General features: G+C 45.5%; 15 protein-coding genes and 1 pseudogene. 13 read left to right on the forward strand and 3 right to left on the reverse strand.

The window, feature by feature from the left end; genetic code table 11:
* Window positions 1-22: 22 nt before the first annotated feature.
* Together CCC17_RS06715 and CCC17_RS06720 are read left to right on the forward strand one after the other, a co-directional pair.
* A complete protein-coding gene (locus CCC17_RS06715; RefSeq protein WP_015525195.1) occupies window positions 23-226 on the forward strand; it encodes a hypothetical protein in 204 nt (67 codons plus the stop codon).
* 169 nt (window positions 227-395) lie between these two features.
* Window positions 396-1634, forward strand: coding sequence for an AGE family epimerase/isomerase (locus tag CCC17_RS06720; protein WP_287082776.1), 1239 nt, complete (start codon window positions 396-398; stop codon window positions 1632-1634).
* 176 nt (window positions 1635-1810) lie between these two features.
* On the opposite strand, the gene CCC17_RS06725 is transcribed toward CCC17_RS06720, so the two are convergent.
* Window positions 1811-3562, reverse strand: coding sequence for an Rqc2 family fibronectin-binding protein (locus CCC17_RS06725; RefSeq protein ID WP_287082778.1), 1752 nt, complete (start codon window positions 3560-3562; stop codon window positions 1811-1813).
* Window positions 3563-3711: 149 nt separating this feature from the next.
* Between CCC17_RS06725 and CCC17_RS06730 the strand changes: the two genes are divergently transcribed.
* The 8 genes and pseudogenes from CCC17_RS06730 to CCC17_RS06765 all read left to right on the forward strand — a co-directional run bounded on the left by CCC17_RS06730 (window position 3712) and on the right by CCC17_RS06765 (window position 10820).
* Entirely contained in the window at window positions 3712-4590 is an 879-nt protein-coding gene (locus CCC17_RS06730) for a YicC/YloC family endoribonuclease (protein WP_287082779.1), read from the forward strand.
* 45 nt (window positions 4591-4635) lie between these two features.
* Window positions 4636-4908: a DUF370 domain-containing protein gene (locus tag CCC17_RS06735; protein WP_059085886.1), complete on the forward strand. Its 273-nt coding sequence runs from the start codon at window positions 4636-4638 to the stop codon at window positions 4906-4908.
* Window positions 4901-5521, forward strand: a complete 621-nt coding sequence (gene gmk / locus CCC17_RS06740) for a guanylate kinase (RefSeq protein WP_015525188.1) — start codon at window positions 4901-4903, stop codon at window positions 5519-5521. The genes CCC17_RS06735 and gmk overlap by 8 nt, the downstream gene beginning before the upstream one ends.
* 53 nt (window positions 5522-5574) lie before the next feature.
* Window positions 5575-5829 (forward strand): annotated as a pseudogene (rpoZ, locus tag CCC17_RS06745) (DNA-directed RNA polymerase subunit omega); the annotation flags it as partial.
* A 100-nt stretch (window positions 5830-5929) separates the two neighbouring features.
* The gene (gene rimO, locus CCC17_RS06750) at window positions 5930-7267 is read left to right on the forward strand and encodes a 30S ribosomal protein S12 methylthiotransferase RimO (protein ID WP_021978070.1); all 1338 of its coding nucleotides are present in this window, start codon (window positions 5930-5932) and stop codon (window positions 7265-7267) included.
* Window positions 7251-7790 carry a CDP-diacylglycerol--glycerol-3-phosphate 3-phosphatidyltransferase gene (gene pgsA / locus CCC17_RS06755; RefSeq protein ID WP_015525184.1) on the forward strand — a complete coding sequence of 180 codons (540 nt, stop codon included), beginning with the start codon at window positions 7251-7253 and terminating at the stop codon, window positions 7788-7790. Before rimO ends, pgsA begins: the two co-directional genes overlap by 17 nt.
* A gap of 31 nt (window positions 7791-7821) precedes the next feature.
* Window positions 7822-9078 (forward strand): competence/damage-inducible protein A, encoded by a 1257-nt coding sequence (locus tag CCC17_RS06760; protein WP_022427252.1) that lies wholly within the window; start codon window positions 7822-7824, stop codon window positions 9076-9078.
* Window positions 9079-9371: 293 nt separating this feature from the next.
* Complete coding sequence (locus tag CCC17_RS06765) at window positions 9372-10820, forward strand: Ig-like domain-containing protein (protein WP_287082780.1); 1449 nt, start codon at window positions 9372-9374, stop codon at window positions 10818-10820.
* A 96-nt stretch (window positions 10821-10916) separates the two neighbouring features.
* Here CCC17_RS06765 and CCC17_RS06770 read toward each other — a convergent pair whose 3' ends face one another.
* Window positions 10917-11747, reverse strand: a complete 831-nt coding sequence (locus CCC17_RS06770) for a Cof-type HAD-IIB family hydrolase (RefSeq protein WP_287082782.1) — start codon at window positions 11745-11747, stop codon at window positions 10917-10919.
* A gap of 87 nt (window positions 11748-11834) precedes the next feature.
* Window positions 11835-13418 (reverse strand): glucose-6-phosphate isomerase, encoded by a 1584-nt coding sequence (locus tag CCC17_RS06775; protein ID WP_287082784.1) that lies wholly within the window; start codon window positions 13416-13418, stop codon window positions 11835-11837.
* A gap of 314 nt (window positions 13419-13732) precedes the next feature.
* Between CCC17_RS06775 and CCC17_RS06780 the strand changes: the two genes are divergently transcribed.
* The 3 genes from CCC17_RS06780 to CCC17_RS06790 are packed head-to-tail and all read left to right on the forward strand — an operon-like array spanning window position 13733 to window position 17217.
* Window positions 13733-15049: a Na+/H+ antiporter NhaC family protein gene (locus tag CCC17_RS06780; RefSeq protein ID WP_114001687.1), complete on the forward strand. Its 1317-nt coding sequence runs from the start codon at window positions 13733-13735 to the stop codon at window positions 15047-15049.
* Window positions 15046-15747 (forward strand): DNA alkylation repair protein, encoded by a 702-nt coding sequence (locus CCC17_RS06785; RefSeq protein WP_287082785.1) that lies wholly within the window; start codon window positions 15046-15048, stop codon window positions 15745-15747. Before CCC17_RS06780 ends, CCC17_RS06785 begins: the two co-directional genes overlap by 4 nt.
* A 21-nt stretch (window positions 15748-15768) precedes the next feature.
* Window positions 15769-17217 carry an ATP-binding protein gene (locus tag CCC17_RS06790; protein ID WP_173753629.1) on the forward strand — a complete coding sequence of 483 codons (1449 nt, stop codon included), beginning with the start codon at window positions 15769-15771 and terminating at the stop codon, window positions 17215-17217.
* Window positions 17218-17251: the final 34 nt, after the last annotated feature.

The following is a 17251-nucleotide window of genomic DNA, read 5'->3' on the forward strand; positions in this document are numbered from 1 at the left end:
ACAGAAAGGCAGATTTTAAGGTATGGAAGAGAAGATTCTTGATTTTATCATGGAGTATGCACAGGAGAATGAGGGAGTTCCGTTTCAGGTGATCGAGGAGAATTTTAATATCGTTATGGATGATAAGCTGAAAGATATCATCAGTGATGCGATCTGGGACAGGGATAATGTTTCCGATGTGATCATGGAAAGTGAGCGTTATGTGATCACCTGTTTTGAAGATTAATACAGGGCTATCTGTGACCGTTACGGTAATGGAATTAAGAAATCTGATATGAGGAGAATGCATATAGGGCATTCTCCTTTTTTCGTCAATTTGTCAAAAGAATCCAAAGGAATTGAAGTCCCCAAAAAAGAATGGTATCCTAAAGAAAAAAGTAGATGGGGTGGTTGAAATGAACAGCAAATATGAGATTAGCACAAAAGAAAACCGGGAATTCCTGAAAGCATCCTGTGAGGAGCTTTTGAATTTCGGACATCGGTTTCCTTCACCGAATGGAGGTTCCTATTATCTGGGGGACGACGGAACACCATGGAAGGACAGAAACCGGGAAACCTGGATCACCTGTCGCATGGCTCATGTATACAGTCTGGGTCTGATGCTTGGCCATGAGGGAAGCGGAGAGCTTGCGGATGCGGCATTGAAAGGTCTGAAGGGAGAGCTTCACGATGAAAAAAACGGTGGCTGGTATGCAGGTGTAACACCGGAAGGAGATATTGTGCCCAATAAACAGTGTTATGCCCATGCATTTGTGATCCTGGCTGCATCTTCCGCACTGACAGCCGGAAGGCCCGGGGCGAAAGAGCTCCTTGAAGAGGCATTGGCTGTTTATGACCGGCATTTTTGGAATGAAGAGGAGGGGCTGGCCTGCGATACCTGGAATACAGAATTTACTGTGCTGGATGATTACCGGGGATTAAATGCCAATATGCATACGGTAGAGGCTTTTCTGGCAGCAGGAGATGTCACCGGGGATAAAAAATATCACATTCGTGCAGGCAGGATCATTGATCATGTGATCCAGTGGGCAGAAGATAACTCCTGGAGGATCCCGGAACATTTTACGAGGGAATGGGTGGCAGATCTTGACTGCAACCGTGACCGTCCGGATGATCCGTTCAAGCCATATGGCGCAACACCGGGACATGGAATCGAATGGGCAAGGCTGATCACACAGTGGACGCTTGCAAACTGTGGAGAAGAGAAAGAAAAACTGGAAAAACATCTTCAGGCAGCAGAAAACCTTTACACAACAGCAATAAAAGACGGCTGGAACGCAGATGGTGCACCGGGAATTGTATACACGACAGATTGGAATGGCAAACCGGTGGTACATGACCGTATGCACTGGACTCTTGCGGAAGCGATCAATACCTCTGCAGTTCTTTATCAGGTGACCGGTAAGGAGAAATATGCGAAAGATTATGCTGCGTTTATGAAGTACCTGGATGAAGTGGTCATGGATCACGAAAACGGCTCCTGGTTTCATCAGCTGGATGAGCAGAATCATCTGAAAGGAACTGTATGGCCCGGAAAATCCGATCTGTACCATGCACTGCAGTCTACACTGATCCCATATCATAAAGCAGATACGTCTATTGCACCGGCAGTGAAGAAAAAACTGGAGATCTGAACAAAATCGTTTTGCGATTTTTGTTCGTGAGCATGTAACGAAGCGGAGTGCGAATGTTCAATAAAAAAAACTTCCTGTGTTTACAGAAAAATTTCTCAGGACAGATACTTGCAGAGATACAGGTATCCGGTCTTGAAGAAATAAGAGAACACAGGAAGGTTTTTGGTGAATAGTTATTACTCCGTAACCTCTTTCAGATCCGAAATATCCGGAGAAGCCATGAGAGAATAATTGGTGTAATAAACAACGAAACCGGGTTTCGCACCGGCAGGTTTTTTCACATGCTTTTTCTGGATATAATCGATCTCTACCTTGGGAGCAGAGTGTCCTTTGGAGTACCAGGCTGCCAGGCGGCCTGCTTCTTCGAAGGTACGGTCCGGAAGTTCACCGTCTTTGGTGCGGACGATCACATGGGAACCAGCCATTTTCTTTGCATGGAACCACCAGTCATTTCCGGTTGCGAACTTGAAAGTCAGCTCATCATTCTGGAAATTGTTTTTTCCCACATAGATATCAAAACCGTCACTGGATATGTAGTGGAGCGGTTTGGATTTCGGCTGGGCTTTCTGGCCTTTTTTGTTTGTGTAGTGACGTTTGATATAGCCGTACTCAGTGAGCTCTTCCTTGATCTGGGAAAGGTCACTTTCAGATCTGGCGATATCCAGAGCATTGGAGATAGATTCCAGATGAGAGATCTCACTTTCCGTATCTGTGATCTGTTCTGTGACGGCTTCTTCTGTACGCTTCAGCTTTCCGTATTTATCAAAATATTTCTTGGAATTCTGTGCCGGAGTCAGTGTCGGGTCAAGAGGGATAGTGATCTCCTCGTTGGTGTAATAGTTCAGTGCCTTAAAGGATCTGCAGCCTTCCTCAAGCCCGTATCCGTAGGTGTTGATCAGTTCACCGTAGACCTTGAATTTATCTTTTTTTGCAGTATCATTCAGCTGCTTTTTCTGGATGTTGTATTTTTTTCGGTTACGTTCCAGAGCAGTCTGTACTACACGGCGAAGATCGGAGGATTTCTGGTGGATACGTGTCAGCAGACTTTTGGTAGCATAATAGGTCTCCAGCATAACAGAGACACTGTCAAAGATTTCGCTGCGGTATTCACTGCCAAACTGCTGATAAGGAAAGACACCGTATTCCACAGGCTCCTCTCCGCGGTAGACAATATTCGGGGTGAACTCTCTGTTCCGGATCTGTTCCATAAGGCGGAGAAAGGTATGATAAAGATGGGTGCAGGCTGCCTCATCCAGGGACTGCGATGCATCGCTTCCGTCAATGGATGCACGGTAGCAGATCTCCTCAGCCATTACCGGGCTCATACCTGTGAGTGAAGTGTAAAGCGCCTTGGAAATATTCACAGGCTTTTTACAGATGTGCTGTGTGAACTCCGCCTCGGAAACAGTCAGCGGATTTTCTTTATCCCTGGTATTGGGAATGAAATATTCTCTTCCGGGAAGAACCTCACGGACAGAGCTCATATGAGAAGAGACATGTTTGATGCTGTCCAGGATCATGCCTTTTTCGTCACAGAAGATGATGTTGCTGTGCTTACCCATCAGTTCCATGATCAGACGCTTTCTGCAGGGATCCCCCAGCTCATTAAGATGCTCCAGCTCAAATTCCACCACACGCTCCATTCCAGGCTGCTTCACATCAAGGATACGGGCGCTTCCGATGTGCTTTCTGAGAAGCATGCAGAAGTTCGGTGCAGTTAAAGGACTGATACGGTTCTTATCTGTAAAATAGATCAGAGGAAGGGATGCGCTTGCACTTAAGAGAAGACGTTTCTGTCCATTTGAGCCTTTTCCTGTGATCAAAAGTTCATCGTTTTCCGGCTGGGCGATTTTATTGATACGTCCGCCTTTTAAATTATCATCAATCTCTGCCACAAGAGCAGAAACTGTAATTCCGTCAAATGCCATGATTTTACCTCCATTTCAACATCAATCATTATAACAGTAAAAAAAGAGTTTGACTAGGGTTTTGGAATGAACTATAATAAATCCGTATGCAATCAGTTACTGTATTTATCAGCAGCTGATAAACTTAAGAGGCAGTATTGGAGGATAACATGATAAAAAGTATGACCGGCTTTGGCAGGGCAGAAGCAGTTTCCAGAGAGCGTAAGGTTTCTGTTGAACTGAAATCCGTCAATCACAGATATCTGGATCTGAACATCAAAATGCCGAAAAGACTCAGCTATTTTGAGGGAGAGATCCGAAATGTGATGAAGACTTATATCCGCCGCGGCAAAGTCGATGTGTTCATCACCTATGAAGACTATACAATGGGCGGAATGGCTCTGAAATACAATGCAGAGCTGGCAAAGGAATATCTGGGCTATCTGAACCAGATGAGTGAGGAACTGGGGATCGAGAATGATATCCGTGTTTCCACACTTTCCAGATATCCGGATGTGTTTACAATGGAAGAGCAGGCTCCGGATGAGGAAGAGCTCTGGAATTTTCTGGAGGGTCCGCTTCATGAGGCCTGCCGGAAATTTGTGGAGACCCGCCAGCGTGAGGGTGCTAATCTGAAACAGGATCTTCTTGGGAAGCTGGACGGACTGGAAGCAAAGGTCGATGTAGTGGAAAAACGTTCTCCGGAAGTAGTGAAGGCTTATCGGGAGAAACTGGAAGCCAAGATGCACGAGCTACTTGAAGATAACCAGATCGATGATTCCAGGATCGCCGCAGAGGTGATACTTTTTTCAGATAAGATCTGTAATGATGAGGAGACGGTACGTCTTCGAAGCCACATCCACGGAATGAGAAAGATCCTGGATGAGAACGAGGGCGTGGGACGTAAGATGGATTTCATGGCACAGGAGATGAACCGTGAGGCGAACACCATCCTGTCTAAATCCAATGATCTTACCGTATCCAACGCGGCCATCGATCTGAAGACAGAGATCGAGAAGATCCGTGAGCAGATCCAGAATATCGAGTAATCGGGCAGGAAACAGGCTGTACACAGACAGAAAGGGAGAGCGTAAATGGCGAAACTTATTAATGTAGGCTTTGGAAATGTTGTCAATTCACGCAAGATCGTGGCTGTGGTAAGTCCGGATGCCGCTCCTGTAAAGCGCATGATACAGAGTGTCAAGGGAACCCGAACTCTGATCGATGCCACACAGGGAAGAAAAACAAAAGCAGTGATCGTTACTTCCGATGATTATCTTGTCCTTTCCGCTCTGCAGCCGGAAACCATTGCCAGGAGATTTTCGGAAGCGTATGGAGAGGAAACGAGGGAGGAAGAAAATGAGTAAGGGAATTTTAGTTGTTGTTTCGGGCTTTTCCGGTTCCGGAAAAGGTACTGTCATGAAACGGCTGATGGAAAAATATGACAATTATGCATTATCTGTTTCTGTTACTACCAGAAATCCAAGACCAGGCGAGAAGGACGGAGAGGCTTATTTCTTCCGCACAAAAGAAGAATTTGAACAGCTGATCCGGGAAGACGGACTGATCGAGTATGCACAGTATGTGGAGAATTATTATGGCACACCCCGCAAATATGTAGAGGAGCAGCTTTCCGCAGGGAAAGATGTGATCCTTGAGATCGAGATCCAGGGTGCCATGAAGATCCGTGAGAAGTTTCCGGATACACTGCTGGTATTTGTATGTCCGCCGTCTATGGAGGAGCTTAAGAACCGTCTGGTAGGTCGCGGAACAGAGACTCTGGATGTGATCAACGGGCGTCTCAGAAGAGCAGTTGAAGAATCCAGAGGAATGGATAAATATGATTATCTCCTGATCAATGATGATCTGGAGGAATGTGTTGATACACTTCATGAGACCATCCGGTGTGAGCGCATGCGTACATCCAGGAATCATGATTTTGTATCCAGGATCCAGAAAGAAGCGGAAGCTTTTTTATAAATACCAATTAACAAGTTAAATACGGCCCTGCCGTTACAGAAGGGAGAAAAGATATGATACATCCATCTTATTCAGAATTAATTGAGGCTATCAACACAAACAACGAGGACGACGATGAGGCTCTCGTGCTGAACAGCCGTTATTCTCTTGTACTTGCAGCAAGCAAACGTGCCCGCCAGCTGATCGCAGGAGCAGAGCCGCTTGTACCGGGTGCAGCAGGAAAGAAACCGCTTTCCGTTGCCATTGATGAGCTGTACAAGGGCAAAGTAAAGATCCTTCCCGGACAGGAGGAAGAGGAAGAGCTGGAGGCTCTTGAAGCTGAGAAGGAGGCTCTTGAGGCAGCAGAGGGCGAGACCGCAGAAGGCACTGAGACTGCAGAAGCAGCTCAGACAGAAGCGGAGTAATTTTATGAAAATATTATTCATCTCTCTTGGCTGTGACAAGAACCTGGCGGATTCTGAGGAAATGCTGGGACTTCTTACAGCCGGAGGTCATGAGATCACAGACGATGAAACACAGGCAGATGCAATCGTGATCAATACCTGCTGTTTTATCAAGGATGCCAAGGAAGAGAGTGTGGAAACCATTCTTGAAATGGCAGAATACAAAAAAACAGGAAGCTGCCATGCACTGATCGTTACCGGCTGTATGGCACAGCGATACCAGAAAGAGATCATTGAGGAGGTTCCGGAGGTCGATGCTGTTCTTGGAACTACATCCTACGGCGACATCGTAAAGGCTCTGGAGGAAGCAGTAGCCGGAAATCATTTCGAAGAATTCCGTGATATTGATTATCTGCCGGATACAGGAAGCAAACGTGTCCTTACAACAGGTGGACATTTCGGCTACCTGAAGATCGCGGAAGGCTGCGACAAGCACTGTACCTACTGCATCATCCCGAAGCTCAGAGGTAAATTTCGAAGCGTCCCAATGGAGCGCCTCATTGCCCAGGCAGAGGATATGGCTGAACAGGGAGTGAAAGAGCTGATCCTGGTAGCACAGGAGACCACTGTTTATGGAAAGGATCTTTACGGCAAAAAATCTCTTCACATTCTTTTAAAGAAGCTCTGTGAGATCAGAGGTATCCGTTGGATCCGCATCCTTTACTGTTATCCGGAGGAGATTTACGATGAACTGATCGAAACCATTCGTGATGAGAAGAAGATCTGTCATTATCTGGATATTCCGATCCAGCACGCATCGGACCGAATTCTTAAAAGAATGGGCCGCCGTACTTCCAAACAGGAACTGATCGATATTGTCGGAAAGCTCCGTAAGGAGATTCCGGATATCGTACTGCGTACAACTCTGATCACCGGATTTCCGGGTGAGACGGAGGAAGACCATGAAGAACTGAAGGAGTTCGTAGATGAGATGGAATTTGACCGTCTCGGTGTCTTCACTTACTCTCCGGAGGAGAATACCCCGGCAGCAGAGATGGCAGACCAGGTTCCGGAAGAAGTGAAGGAAGAACGCAGAGACGAGCTGATGGAGCTTCAGCAGGAGATTTCTTATGACAGAGGCCAGGACCGTATCGGACAGGAACTTCTTGTTATGATCGAAGGAAAAGTTGCAGATGAAAGTGCCTATATCGGACGTACCTACGGGGATGCACCGAAGGTTGACGGATACATTTTCGTTCAGACAGGCGAACTGCTTATGACAGGTGATTTTGCAAAGGTACGTGTGACAGGTGCGCTTGAGTATGATTTGATAGGAGTGCTGAGCGATGAATACACCGAATAAACTTACAGTTGCAAGAATGATACTTGTACCATTTCTTGTAGTTTTCTTACTGACAGGATGGGGAGGAGAAGCAAACCGCTGGATCTGTCTTGCGATTTTTGTCGCAGCAAGTGTGACAGACTGGTTTGACGGTCATCTTGCCAGAAAATATAACCTGATAACCAATTTTGGAAAATTTATGGATCCGCTGGCAGACAAGCTTCTGGTATGCTCTGCCATGATCTGCATGATCGAGGTTGACAAGCTTCCGGCATGGGTTGTGATCATTATCATCGGACGGGAATTTATCATCAGCGGTTTCCGTCTGATCGCAGCGGAGAACGGAATTGTCATTGCCGCAAACTACTGGGGAAAATTCAAAACCGTTTCCCAGATGATCATGATCATACTTCTGATGCTGGATTTCGGAGGTGTTTTTGCAGTGCTGACACAGATATTTATCTGGCTGTCCGTTGCACTGACCATTATCTCCCTGCTGACTTATATCATGCAGAACAGAAAGGTCCTTTCCATGCAGGAGTAGGGATCAGAGTATACGAAAGGAGTTTCTTTTCATGATCACAGAACTGATATCCGTAGGAACCGAGATCCTTTTAGGAAATATCGTAAATACCAACAGCGCCTATCTTTCTGAAAAATGCGCCCTGCTTGGGTTAAGTGTTTACTATCAGGATGTAGTAGGTGATAATGAAGGCCGTATGCGTGACGTGATCCGTACTGCACTGGATCGTTCCGATGTTGTGATCCTCACCGGAGGTCTTGGACCAACAGAGGATGATATCACCAAGGAAGTAACTGCGGATCTGATGGGAATGCCTCTTAAGGAAGATTCCCACTCAAGGAAACTGATCGATAAATATCTGAAGGAATATGAGAAAAACAATCCTCAGAGACGTATCACGAAGAACAACTATAAACAGGCCATGGTTCCTGAGGGAGCCATTGTTCTTGATAATCATAACGGAACTGCTCCGGGACTGATCCTTGAAAAAAAAGGAAAAACCGCGATCCTTCTTCCTGGACCTCCCAATGAGCTGAAGCCCATGTTCGAGGAGTACGTTGTCCCATATCTGCAGAAAAACCAGCCGGAGATCATTGTGTCCCAGATGGTAAAGATCAGCGGGATCGGTGAGAGTCAGGTAGCAGAGGAAATCCAGGATCTGATCGAAAGCCAGACCAATCCTACCATTGCACCTTATGCAAAAACCGGTGAAGTGCATCTTCGTGTGACAGCAAGCGCAGAGAATGAAAAGGCCTGCAGAAAGCTGATCAAACCGGTTGTCAAGGAGCTAAAGAAGCGTTTTGGAGAGAATGTTTTCGCCACAGATGAGAGCAAGACACTGGAGGAAGCGGTGATCGATCTTCTGAAAGAGAAAGATCTGAAGCTTTCCCTGGCGGAATCGCTTACCGGCGGTATGATCGCCCAGCGCATTGTCAATGTATCCGGTGCGTCTGAGGTGTTTGGCTATGGCTTTGTGACTTACAGTAACAAGGCCAAGCATAAATGTCTGGGAGTGAAGAAGCGTACTCTGAAGGAGCAGGGGGCAGTTTCCGCCAAGTGTGCCAGAGAAATGGCAAAGGGCGCCTGCAAAGCATCCGGAGCAGACATCAGTATTTCCGTGACGGGTCTGGCAGGACCGGGAGGCGGAACAAAGGAAACTCCGGTTGGTACTGTATTTATGGGCTGCTGCTATAAGGGCAAGGCTATTGCCAAAGAGTTCCACTTTACAGGAAACCGCATGCGGATCCGCGAGCAGACTACAGCGCATGCACTGGCGATGTTACGTGACTGTATCATTATGAGCAGATAGCGAATGCCTTGATCTGCCTGCTATTACGGATCAACCATGATATTTTTATATAACAGGACTGATTTTTAAACAGATGAAACTTTTGATTTCAAGTATCTGTATCAAAAATCAGTCCTGTTTTATTTTTGTTTCCTGACAATAAGCCCCGGTATGGGCGATGAAAGAATATAAACGATCATATTTACAAGGATACTATCATAAGTGCTAGTGTTTTTATAAGGGATTTCCTCTAAAATGTGATTAAAGCAATATATGACGTAAATATACGTTTTACCGGAAAGGGGGAAATCAGAATGAAAAAGAAAAAAAATCTGTTGTGTTTTGTGCTGCTGATCAGCCTTATTTTTACGATGGCATTTGGAAGTGTGACGGTCAGCGCCGCACCAAAACTGAACAGAACAAAAGTAACTCTTTTAAAAGGTGAGAAGACAACACTTAAGGTTACCGGAACCAGGCAGAAGGTTGCCTGGAGATCTTCCAAAAAGAGCGTTGCGACCGTAAACAGCAAAGGTCAGGTGGTTGCCAAAAATAAAGGTTCCGCAACGATCTATGCAAAGGTAAGCAAAAAAACATATAAATGTGTTGTAAAGGTAGAAACACCGAAGCTCAGCAGGACATCGCTGACATTAACAGAAAAGAAATCCAGTGCCATTAAATTGACAGGAACAACTGTGAAGGTGAAATATTCTTCTTCCAATCCGAAGATCGCACGTGTGGATTCCAAAGGAAAGATCACCGCAGTGAAAAAAGGAACGGCAGTGATCACAGCGAAGGCAAATACGAAGAAATTCAATTGTAAGGTTACAGTAAAAGCAGCGCAGAAACCGAAACCGAAGCCGACACCTACACCGGTGCCGAAACCATCTTTAAGTGCCACCACCTTAAATATGAATAAAGGTGATGTGAGACAGCTTCAGGTAAAGAATTATAAAGAGATTCTTGTATGGACCAGTGATGATACATCTGTTGCAACTGTAGACAGTAAAGGCAAAGTAACGGCAGTGAATGTGGGAACAACAAAGATCCAGGTACGGGATAAGAGTACCTGGCGAGGCAGCTGTACTGTCCACGTGACACAGACAGTAAAGAAACAGGTGGAGCCGGTTCTTACAAAAGGAACTAAATCTGCAAAAAAAGAGATCACCAATGATAAAGGACAGAAGGAAGTTATTAATGTAACGATAAATACCTATACTTACACCTTTACCACGATCCCGACCAATGTAGAGGAACTGAAACAGTATGATATCACAACGGCAGACGGACGCTATAAGACCATGGCTCTTCTGATTCTTGCATATCGTACCTGGACACCGACCAATCCGACGGACTGCGAGGAGATGATTTCTTATCTCAACAATAAAGAGATGACTCAGTATTACAAAAACTTTTTGAGGGATCGTATGAAAGCGGATAACGGATATAAATATCTTGGCAATTCTTACCTGAATGGAGCAACTCCGGCCAACAATTATACTCCGTCTAAACCGATTTCCATTACGTTAAGACAGGACACACTTCCGGGTAAGGGAAATTCCATCAGTGAAGATATCCCGTATTTTGAACCGACTCAGACCACTCCTGCGATCTACAGATCATTTACTGATTTTGCAGGCAGCGACAGTTCCAGATGGATCTGTACATATAAGCACTCCAAAACCGGAAAATGGTATATCTGGGATCAGTCCTGGCATGATCTTCTTACCAGGATCAAACAGCCGGCAGGAAACTATGAATATTGATCGAATGTGAATGTACCGCTATTCAATCCCATTCTAAAAAAGGAACCGACAGCGTAAAAACTGTCGGTTCCTTTTTGGCATACATAATAGAATATCTCATCGGTGCAGCGCAAACTTTTCAATGGCGCGTGCTACACCGTCTTCGTCATTGGAAGCAGTAATATAATCGGCTGCTTTTTTTACCTGGGGCTGTGCATTGGCCATGGCTACGCCAAAACCGACTTCCCGGAGAAGATGGACATCGTTGTCACCGTCTCCGCATGCCATAATGGATTCTCTTGGGATTCCCAGCATTTCGCCAAGAGCAACAAGAGCGGTTCCTTTGTTGACACCGGCGGCGTTGATCTCAATATTGTAGCTTAAGGAGCCTACAAGCTCCAGCTCCTTAAGTTCACTTAATTCCTTCCAGGCGGCGGCACGTTCCTCCATGTCTGCAAAAAGCGCCTGGACTTTATCCATGCTTCTGTTTTCTTTTGTAATGACATCCTGGATGTCTGGAACCGCGATACGGGTAGTACGGACATAATTCCACATATTAGGGTCGTGATGGTATTTTCCTATATTATCAAGCTTGGCAGCGTCTGCATATCCCTGACCGTCAAAATAGATCTCACTTAAAGTATCATATTTTTCAAAGATACGGAGAGCTTTTTTTGCACTTTCCATGGGAAGAAGCTGCTCGATAAGAAGTTTATTATGGTTTGTATCAAGGACTCTGGCTCCGTTGGAGGTGAGAGCATAGTGAATTCCCGGAAAATTTCTCAGTTCCGCGGGAATGCCGGTATATGGCCGGCCGGTAGCCATCAGAACAAGGATACCTGCATCAATAGCTTCCCTGAGAACGCGCCTGGTATTTTCTGTGAGTTCTTTTTTTGTATTCAGAAGAGTTCCGTCCAGATCAAGACCGATCATTTTTATCTGCTGCATATTTAAGATTTCCTTTCCCGGTTAAGGTCACATATACAGAAAAACCGTCCCGAAAAAACATTTTCCGGGACGGTACCTATTTGTTTATCAGATATCAAGAAGATCACTGTAAACTTTCAGTGCTCCGTCTGTATCATGAGCAAGAACACGTTTTGCAAGAACCTTACCAAGCTGTACACCCTCCTGGTCAAAGCTGTTCAGGTTCCATACAAAGCCCTGGAACATGATCTTGTTCTCAAAGTGTGCAAGAAGCGCACCCAGAGACTTCGGTGTAAGTTCTTCACCAACAATGATACTGGAAGGACGTCCGCCCTTGAAGTTTTTGTTCAGGTTCTCATCTTCTTTTCCGCATGCAAAAGCAACGATCTGTGCTGCAACGTTTGCACAGAGCTTCTGCTGGCTTGTGCTGTTCTCGATATCAACATCAACACCAAGCTGGCTCTTCTTAAAGCCGATGAACTGAAGCGGAACAATATTGGTTCCCTGATGCAGAAGCTGGTAGAAGGAGTGCTGTCCGTTGGTTCCTGGCTCACCAAAGATCACTGGCCCGGTCACATAATCCACCGGCTCACCAAAGCGGTTTACAGATTTACCGTTAGACTCCATATCACACTGCTGGAGATGAGCAGGGAAGCGGCTTAATGCCTGTGAGTATGGTAAAACTGCAGTAGAAGGATATCCCTGTACATTTCTCTCATAAACGCCGATCAGGGCATCCAGCATATCCGGGTTCTCAAGAATGTTCTTATTTGTTGCAAGCTTATCCTCCTCGGCAGCTCCGTCAAGCAGCTCTGCGAATACTTCCGGTCCGAATGCCAGGGAAAGGATCGCTCCGCCTACACCGGAAACAGAAGAATAACGTCCGCCGATATAATCATCCATAAAGATTGCGGTAAGGTAGTCATCGCTCTTTGCCAGAGGAGAAGTCTCACTGGTTACTGCAAGCATATGCTTGGACGGGTTTAAGCCGGCTTTTGTGAGAGCGTCTTTTACGAATGCCTCGTTAGTCAGAGTCTCGAGGGTTGTACCGGATTTGGATACAACGATGAAAAGAGAGTGAGCAAGATCTACAGATGCAAGAACAGCAGCTGCATCATCCGGGTCAACGTTGCTGATGAATTTTGCTTCCATCTTGAAGGTGTTGTTTGCCTTTGCCCAGTTTTCAAGTGCGATATATAATGCACGCGGTCCTAGGTCACTTCCGCCGATACCGATCTGTACAACCGTAGTGAATTTCTCACCGGCTTCATTTGTGATCTCGCCTGCATGTACTTTGTTTGCAAAATCTGCAGCTTTCTTCTGCTGAGCTACATAGAATTCTCGCTTGTCCACACCGTCAACAACAACAGGCTCGCCAAGCTGTGTACGTGCAAGATGATGAAGGACCATACGTTTCTCGCCTGTGTTGATCACTGCGCCGTTATATAATTCCTGGAATTTTTCGATCAGTTCTGCCTCATCAGCCAGTTTGGAAAGTGCGTCAAGAACGGTCTCGTCCACTTCCTTAGCTGCGTAATTGTAAGCCAGACCTGCTGCCATCGGTACGCTGTACTTCTTTACACGTTCTGCACCCTGCTCGCCGGACATTGCTTCTGCAATGTTCACGTGATCTTTCAGACCGTTAAGTTTGCTGTAAGAAGCAAGAGTGTCCAGATTTTTCCATGTTGCCATAATCATATTCCTCCTTTAATGACTGTGATCAGAGATATCAACATAAATCCTTCGGATATCTTTTTCACAATTGTCTACAGCCAATTATACTGAAAAAAGCTCTGGATTTCAACGGAAGGAACGATTTAATTGGTGAAAATCTTGTTAAATAAGGTAAAAAATATCAGAGATAACAGGATCGTGACGGAAATATGAAGAAGTTTCCGTCAGCAGCAGGACAGGAATGGGGAAATATGATATGATAGAAAACAGATCACCCGGAGAAAAAAGCCGGGAATATAATAAGTGATGAAGGGAATTGTTTTATGGAGGAAATGAAGAAAAAAGGAAATGTGATCGCACTGCTGCCTATCGGTGTTTTTCTGGTCCTGTATCTGGGACTGGGGATTTTGTTTGAGTATGTGATGAAGATCCCTATGGGATTTTATAATGTACCGATCGTTGTGGCTTTTCTGTCTGCGATCTTGGTGGCATGTGTTCAGAACAGAACGATCAGCTTTGACAGAAAGCTGGAGCTTATGGCAAAAGGAGTAGGAGATAAAAATATCATCACCATGCTTCTGATCTTTCTGACCGCAGGCTCTTTTGTGGGTGTTGTGGGGCGCAGCAGTGCAGAAAGTGTGGCCTACTGTATGCTTTCTCTGATACCGGCACGTTTTTCTGTTGCGGTATTGTTTGTAGTTGCCTGCTTCGTATCTGTGGCTATGGGAACTTCCGTTGGGACGATCACGCTTCTTACCCCTATTGCGGTAGCGGTTTCCAAAGCTTCCGGTTTTGATATGGCATTTTGCGTGGCATCGGTGATGGGAGGAGCCATGTTTGGTGACAATCTTTCTTTTATTTCTGATACCACGATCGCAGCCTGCAACGGTCAGGGCTGTCAAATGAAAGATAAATTCCGGGAAAATTTCTGGATCGCATTTCCGGCAGCTGTTGTTACACTGCTCCTGATCCTTATTCTGTCTTTTCAGACAGAGATTCAGGGAAGAGTGGTACAGGATTATCATCTTGTGCAGATCCTTCCGTATGTTCTGGTGCTGATCGGCGGGATTATCGGCATCAATGTATTTGTGGTACTTCTGATCGGAATTGTCTCCGGAGCATTTATTATGCTTCTTGGAGGACATATCACGCCAGTGGAGCTTCTGACAAATATTGGCTCCGGTGTTTCCGGGATGTTTGAGACATGTATGGTGGCTATCCTTGTAGCAGCCATGTGTGCGCTGATCCGGGAGCATGGAGGCTTTGAAGCACTGCTTTCCGGAATACAGAGAGTTTTTAAAGGGAAAAAAGGCGGACTTCTTGGTATGGGACTTCTGGTTGGAACTATGGATATCGCAACAGCCAATAATACGGTGGCCATTGTTATGGCCAACCCCATTGCAAAGGAAATGGCGCTGGAATATAAGATCACTTCCAGAAAGACAGCTTCTATCCTGGATACATTTTCCTGTATTTTCCAGGGGGTGATCCCATATGGAGCCCAGATGCTGGTTGCCATTTCTGCGGCAAAGGAACTGGGATTTGAGCTTTCTGCTTTTCAGATCATGCCGAAACTGTTTTACCCCATGCTTCTGCTTGTGAGTTCTCTGATCGCGATCTTTGGTATAAAAGGCGGGGATGATAAATGAATCAGGAAGAGATGATCCGGGATGTCCGGAAAAGACTGTTTGAAATGCAGGATACAGGATATCGGGATTTTCATGCAAGGCTGGTTCCGACTGTGGAGAAAGAAAAGATCATCGGTATCCGGACACCGATACTCCGGAAATTTGCAAAAGAATTTGGAAAAACAGAAAGATCCGAAATGTTCCTGAAGGTTCTTCCTCATCAGTATTATGAGGAAAATAATCTCCATGGCCTGCTGATCGAGCAGATCAGAGATTATGATAAATGTCTGGGAGAACTGGAGCGTTTTCTTCCGCATATTGATAACTGGGCGACCTGTGATCTGCTGGCGCTCCATATGATGAAAAAACACCGTGATATATTTATCCGGGAGATTTATCGCTGGATGGAGTCGGATAAGCCGTATATCATCCGGTTCGGGATCGGTATGCTGATGCGCCATTATCTGGACGAAGGATTTAAACCGGAATATCCGGAGAAAGTGGCAGCGATCCGCTCGGAAGAATATTATGTAAATATGATGCGAGCCTGGTATTTTGCTACAGCACTGGCAAAACAGTATGAGAAGATCCTTCCATTCTTGGAAGAGCAGAGAATGGATATCTGGACTCATAACAAGACGATCCAGAAATCCATTGAAAGCTACCGGATCACACAGGAGCAGAAGGATCATCTCAGGACACTGCGGATAAAGAAATAAACAGCAGGTAAGGGTTGGAATATGAAGGCAATATCAATCTATGCACTTACAAGAAATCAGAATATGGAATGTGTCCAGAAGCTGGAACGCCAGCTTTCCGGCAGAGATTTTTTTCTCAGGATCAAAGAGTGGGAACTGGAAAGTATGAAAGTACTGGTGAAGCAACTGGAACTGCATATGGAAGAAGTATATAAGCTCCGGCTTTTTTATTCGTTCCAGATCCCGAAGCTTGGAAAGGAGTTTGATCTCCTTCAGATCAAGGATGATCAGATCGTAAATATTGAACTGAAAAGTGGCAGTGTATCGGATGAGGCTATTCGAAGACAGCTGATCCAGAACCGGTATTATCTGTCTGTTTTTGGGAAACCGATCCTATCCTATACCTATATCAGCAGTGAAGATCGTCTGGTGAGACTGACCAATCACGATCACATTGTGGAGGGGGACTGGAAACAGCTATGTATTGCATTGGGGAAAGAAAGCCCGGACTATGAGGGAGATATCGAGGATCTGTTTCAGGCAGAGCTTTATCTGATCTCTCCGCTGACAGAACCGGAGCGTTTTCTCAAAAAAGAGTATTTCCTTACTTCCCAGCAGAGAGATATTGAACGGCAGATTCTGAAGAGAATACGTGGAGAAAGAGGAGGATATTTCTGGTTCAGCGGACTTCCAGGAACCGGAAAAACATTGTTGCTTTATGATATTGCGATGAAGTTGTCCGTGCGCCAGAGAGTCTGTATCATTCACTGTGGAGAGGCGGGAAAAGAATGGAAGATTCTTCATGAACGTCTGCGGCGGATAGATTTTCTGGCAGATACTCAGCTGGACGGAACGACGGATCTTGGCTGTTACAGCAGCATTCTGGTAGATGAAGCACATCTTCTTTCCCCGGAAAAATTGTCTGTTCTGCTTACCTGGAGTGAGCGCCGGCCTGTGATCTTTTCCAGTGATTCCGAAGATGTGATATCACCGAAGGAGTTGGATCGAAGTATTGTGGAGGGACTGGGAAAGCTGCCGGGAATTCAGAAATTCCATCTGACAAACCGGATCCGTACCAATGCGGAGCTTTCCTCTTTTATCCAGAACATGTTACATCTGCCGGAAAAAAGAAGCTCCAGATGGTATCCGCATATTGTGGTGATGTATGCCAACAATGACAGTGAGGCGGAAAATTTTCTGAATGATTTTGCGGGACAGGGATATCAGCAGCGGATGCCAGAGGGTTCTGGACAGCTTGGTATCCAGGCAGTGAGAGATGCGGAGAAGATCGTTGTATTGCTGGATGAACAGTATTATTACGACGAAAAAGGATATTTAAGATCCAGGTGCTCCGCGGAAAAATATTCCAGTGTACGAAAACTTTTTCATCTTTTGAATCAGGCGAAAGAGAGCCTGGCTCTGGTGGTGAGAGAGAATATGGCGGTATATGAAGTGATGATGGAGATTTTGCAGATGCACAGAAACAGATAAAAACAAAAGATTAAAGACAATGGAGAGGAAGACA

Origin of the sequence: Blautia sp. LMAG:36 (assembly GCF_008680535.1) — a bacterium.
GTDB lineage: Bacteria > Bacillota > Clostridia > Lachnospirales > Lachnospiraceae > Blautia_A > Blautia_A fusiformis.